Here is a 3,714-nt window from a genome sequence, read left to right as displayed (position 1 = left end):
TGGCCAACGTCGCGGCGTCACCATCCGCCCGCGCCTGAGCCTCGGCGTCGACACGGCTGTTGGTGTGGTCCTTCGCGCTGGCCAACGTCGCGGCGTCACCATCCGCCCGCGCCTGAGCCTCGGCGTCGACACGGCTGTTGGTGTGGTCCTGGGCAGTTTTCAGCGTCGTCGCGTCACCATCTTCCCGGGCTTTCGCTTCAGTCTTGATCGCGCTGTCAGTGTGGTTGTTCGCGCTCGCCAAGGTTGCAGCATCGCCGGCGTGGCGGGCTTGAGCCTCGGCCGCCACTTGCTGATTCGCATGATCGATCGCCTCGCCGAGGACGCGTGCGTCCTCTTGTCCGCGTGTTTGCGCTTCGTTGGCGACAGCCTGGTTCGTGTGGTTCGTGGCCGTGCTGAGAACCCGGTTATCCTCGTCTGCCCGCTTCTGCGCCTCTGCGCTCACCTGGGTGTCGGTGTAGCCCTTCGCCGCGGCCAGGGTCGCGGCGTCACCGTCCTGGACCTGGCCGAGATTCGATGCATCGGTCCGCGCGGATCCTCCGGCAACGTTGGTGATCTGTCGTTCGGCGCCGGCGGCGCCGACAGATACGGTGTTGTCCCGGTTGTTGCTAGACCCTGTGCCGAGGGTGACGCTGTTGCTGGCCGTCGTCGTGGTTGCCTCACCGATCGCAACGGATCCCCGGCCCGTCATCGTATGACCGTTGCCAACAGCCGTGTTGCTCTGCCCGGTGACGTTGTTGCTGGAGCCAATAACCGTTGTTGTCCCGTTCGCCGCATCGATCTTGTTCGAGTCCCCGACCAGTTGGCCATATGCGTTAGAGACTGTGTTGCTCTCGCCTTTAACTGCGATATCGCTGTTGGTGACGGTGTTGTAGTTGCCAATGATCTCCGACGACATAGTGTTGTTCAGGGTGTTGTGGTTACCAACGATCACCTGGTCATTGGCCGAGGTCGCGCCCGAAAAGTGGGTATCGCGGTTGCCGGTTACGCTGTTCCCGTCGCCAGTGACAATGGTGTTGGTGAACCTGGAGTCAACCGTATTTGCAGCGTGAGCCACGCCTGTTGCGGTAACCATCAGGGCGACGCCCGTGATGAAGTGTTTTTTCGAACGGCAATAGAGTGCCGCCGCACGATTAACGCGCCTGCACATAGTTAGTTTTTCCTTTCAAATAAGTGTGTTGCTGATACAGCCCTTGCGAACTGCGATGGTGTGCGCTTACTGCTGCGCGTTTTTGGAAGTTCGTTTCTGTTTTACGTTTTTGGAAGTTGGTTTCTGTTTCGCGCTTTTGGAAGTTCGTTTCTGTTGTTCCGCTTTTATCTGTGCGTCATGCGGTGCCACCACTGCGGCTGTCTTCTCCTCGATCCGGACCGGAACGGTGATGCTCTTGAGTTTCTCCAAGTCTGCTGTCGGCAGCGCTGGCGGGGGCATGTTGGCCCGTTCCTGGAACACCGGCTCTTCGTACCAGAAAATTTTTCGGGCCCGAATGCTCAGCGACGGGTGTTCCTTCGTCGCCCCGATGAAGATCAGTTCCTCGTCATATGGCAGCTCGTTGACTTCCTGCGGCAGCATGAGCGGGCGGGCTTGCTCGCTGTAGCTGCGCCCCCTGGTGCGCTTGTCGCCGTAGTTCACTGAATCATTCGCGACTCGAACAGTGGTGTTGCCCAGCCGCTTGCTGTACTCGGTAGCGAGTTCGATATCGTTCGGCGTATAGACGATCTCGGCGTGGAACGCCTTCATGATCCCGTCGCCCCCCTCGCGGCCGTATGTACGTTCGGCCCGGAGCTGGTCTTTGCTCTGAAAGATGATCAAGAAGCGCAGACCTGCACCACGCATCAGCGCCGGCGCTGTTTCCATGACCTCCATCCGCCCCATCACGGCGATTTCATCGATCAAGAACAGCAGCTGGTGCTTCAAGCGCAGCGAACCATCGGCACAGTGCCCGCCCTGCTCGGGTAACACCTTTGAGTTCTCGTTGATCGCTTGCGAGAAGAACAGGTTCATCAGCGGCGCGAATTTCTTCAGCGCGTTACTCGTCACGCAGAAATAGACGCTGGTCTTCTCTTCCCGGGGCTTGGAGAAGTCGATGTCATCGCCCGAAAGAGCCCACGCAACCGTCTTCTCGCCGTATATGGCCAGCACGTCGCGCACAATGTCGCTCGTAGTCGACCAGCCCGAGGACTTGTTCTGCGAGGCGACATAGACGCTGTACAGCTCACGCCGGCATTCCTCTGAAAGCGCGTTTTCCCCGTCGGATCGATCGCTGATGACTTGCTGCGCCCACTGCCCCAGGCCGGTCCCCAACGAAGCCAGCTCGTAGAGCTGCGGCAGAGTGCAGGGCAGCTCTGGCGTTTCCATCAGGTACAGCACCAGGGCGCCGAACACGTTCGCGGCCTTGTTGTACCACTCTTGGTTTTTCGGGTTGTCCGACACGAACAGCACGCTGGCCAGGCTGCGAATGTCCCCCAACCGGTACAGCGGATCCCGGCGCAGGCCCGACAGCGGGTTCCAACGGTGGGTCTCCAGACGTTCCGGTGAGAATCGGAAAACTTTCTGCCCCATCGCTGCGCGGAAGCCCGCCGTCGTATCCCAGTTCTCGAACTTCGGATCGTTAACCACGACCGAATCCGGGTAGCTGAGCAAGTTCGGAATGACGATCCCCACACCCTTGCCGCTCCCTGGGGGAGCGGCAAGCATGACGAACGTCTGCCCGTAGGTCGCCAGGAACGCGTCTTTGCGCGGATGCTTGCCGAGCAACAGCGGGGGATACTGAGTGATTCGCCGCTGCGGCCGGGAAGGACTGTACTGTGGCACCCCTGCCGCGCTAGCCATAGTTGACCTCCTCGGCCCTCACGACGAAAGCCAACTCCCGCGACGGCAAGCGACTCTGGATATCGTTATCCCGAGGCAGCAGCCGACCGGGTTCGATAGTCGGCATGCGGAACTGCTCGCAAATTTCGACCGGCGACACAGGCCTGCGGGTCCTGTCGTCGAACGACGGTGGATCGAAGGTCGCCCGAGGGTAAGACAACCCAAGAGGACAACCTCGCTCCTTTGCTTGCTGCAACAGCACGTCGGTGACACGGTTCGGGAAGTCACCCATCTCGAAGCACAACCCGTTCCACAACACGGGGTAGTCCGTGACCGCATCGAACTCATCATCGAGCACGACGTATTCCACCCGATGCTGCACAACAATCTCGCCGGCGATCTTCCAGCGGGTGATGACAGTGAAGTACGGCACCTGGCCCGGCACGTCGATCAGCAACCCGTTCGTTGCCTTACGGCCTTTGTTCCGGCAAGCCACGTAGTAGCGCTTATTGGGAAATGGCTGGCGGGCCACTACGTCGTGCCCACCGGCAAGCAGTAGACCGAACTCTTTCACCTGCACGTCAACTAAATCGCAGGCAGAAGGGAAGGACCTAGGCACTAAGAGCCTAGGAGCGATGTGAATCAGCATGATTTTTCTCCGAAGGAGGATCCCGGCAAGCGGGAAAAGACGAAGTTGTGAAGCGCCTGCAGGCGCCTACTGGTACTCGCCGCGGTACTCGAACAGGCGCAGCTCGCGTTCGTTGGCGAACCGCGCGTCGCCGTGCAACGACTGTTTCGTTGAAAAGCGGCTCATGAAGGCCAGCAACGTGACCCCTACCGGCAGGAACGTCAGCGCTGCCGTTACGCACCAGGACCACGGCACATAGGGCACTGTTGCAAATAGTCGG

The 3,714-nt window shown here is 60.1% G+C and carries 3 protein-coding genes and 1 pseudogene; all 4 read right to left on the bottom strand.

Annotated features, from left to right (window positions below):
- Positions 1–1,147 (bottom strand): annotated as a pseudogene (locus JHD77_RS31295) (hypothetical protein); the annotation flags it as partial.
- 66 nt (positions 1,148–1,213) lie between these two features.
- Positions 1,214–2,827 (bottom strand): type IV secretory system conjugative DNA transfer family protein, encoded by a 1,614-nt coding sequence (locus JHD77_RS31290; protein ID WP_223697289.1) that lies wholly within the window; start codon positions 2,825–2,827, stop codon positions 1,214–1,216.
- On the bottom strand, positions 2,820–3,455 hold the full coding sequence (locus JHD77_RS31285; RefSeq protein ID WP_033980993.1) for a DUF6012 family protein: 636 nt from the start codon (positions 3,453–3,455) through the stop codon (positions 2,820–2,822). Before JHD77_RS31285 ends, JHD77_RS31290 begins: the two co-directional genes overlap by 8 nt.
- Positions 3,456–3,521: 66 nt before the next feature.
- Positions 3,522–3,714: hypothetical protein (locus JHD77_RS31280; protein WP_233412011.1), on the bottom strand; the 193-nt coding region annotated here is incomplete at its 5' end.

It is taken from the genome of Pseudomonas sp. P20 (genome assembly GCF_016463925.1).
Lineage (GTDB): Bacteria > Pseudomonadota > Gammaproteobacteria > Pseudomonadales > Pseudomonadaceae > Pseudomonas > Pseudomonas aeruginosa.
This window is presented reverse-complemented; position numbering and strand designations above follow the sequence as displayed.

What these genes read in the sequence shown, in the direction of transcription:
- JHD77_RS31290 (WP_223697289.1), bottom strand. Translation starts at nt 2,827, where the DNA reads ATGGCTAGCGCGGCAGGGGTGCCACAGTACAGTCCTTCCCGGCCGCAG.
- JHD77_RS31285 (WP_033980993.1), bottom strand. Translation starts at nt 3,455, where the DNA reads ATGCTGATTCACATCGCTCCTAGGCTCTTAGTGCCTAGGTCCTTCCCT.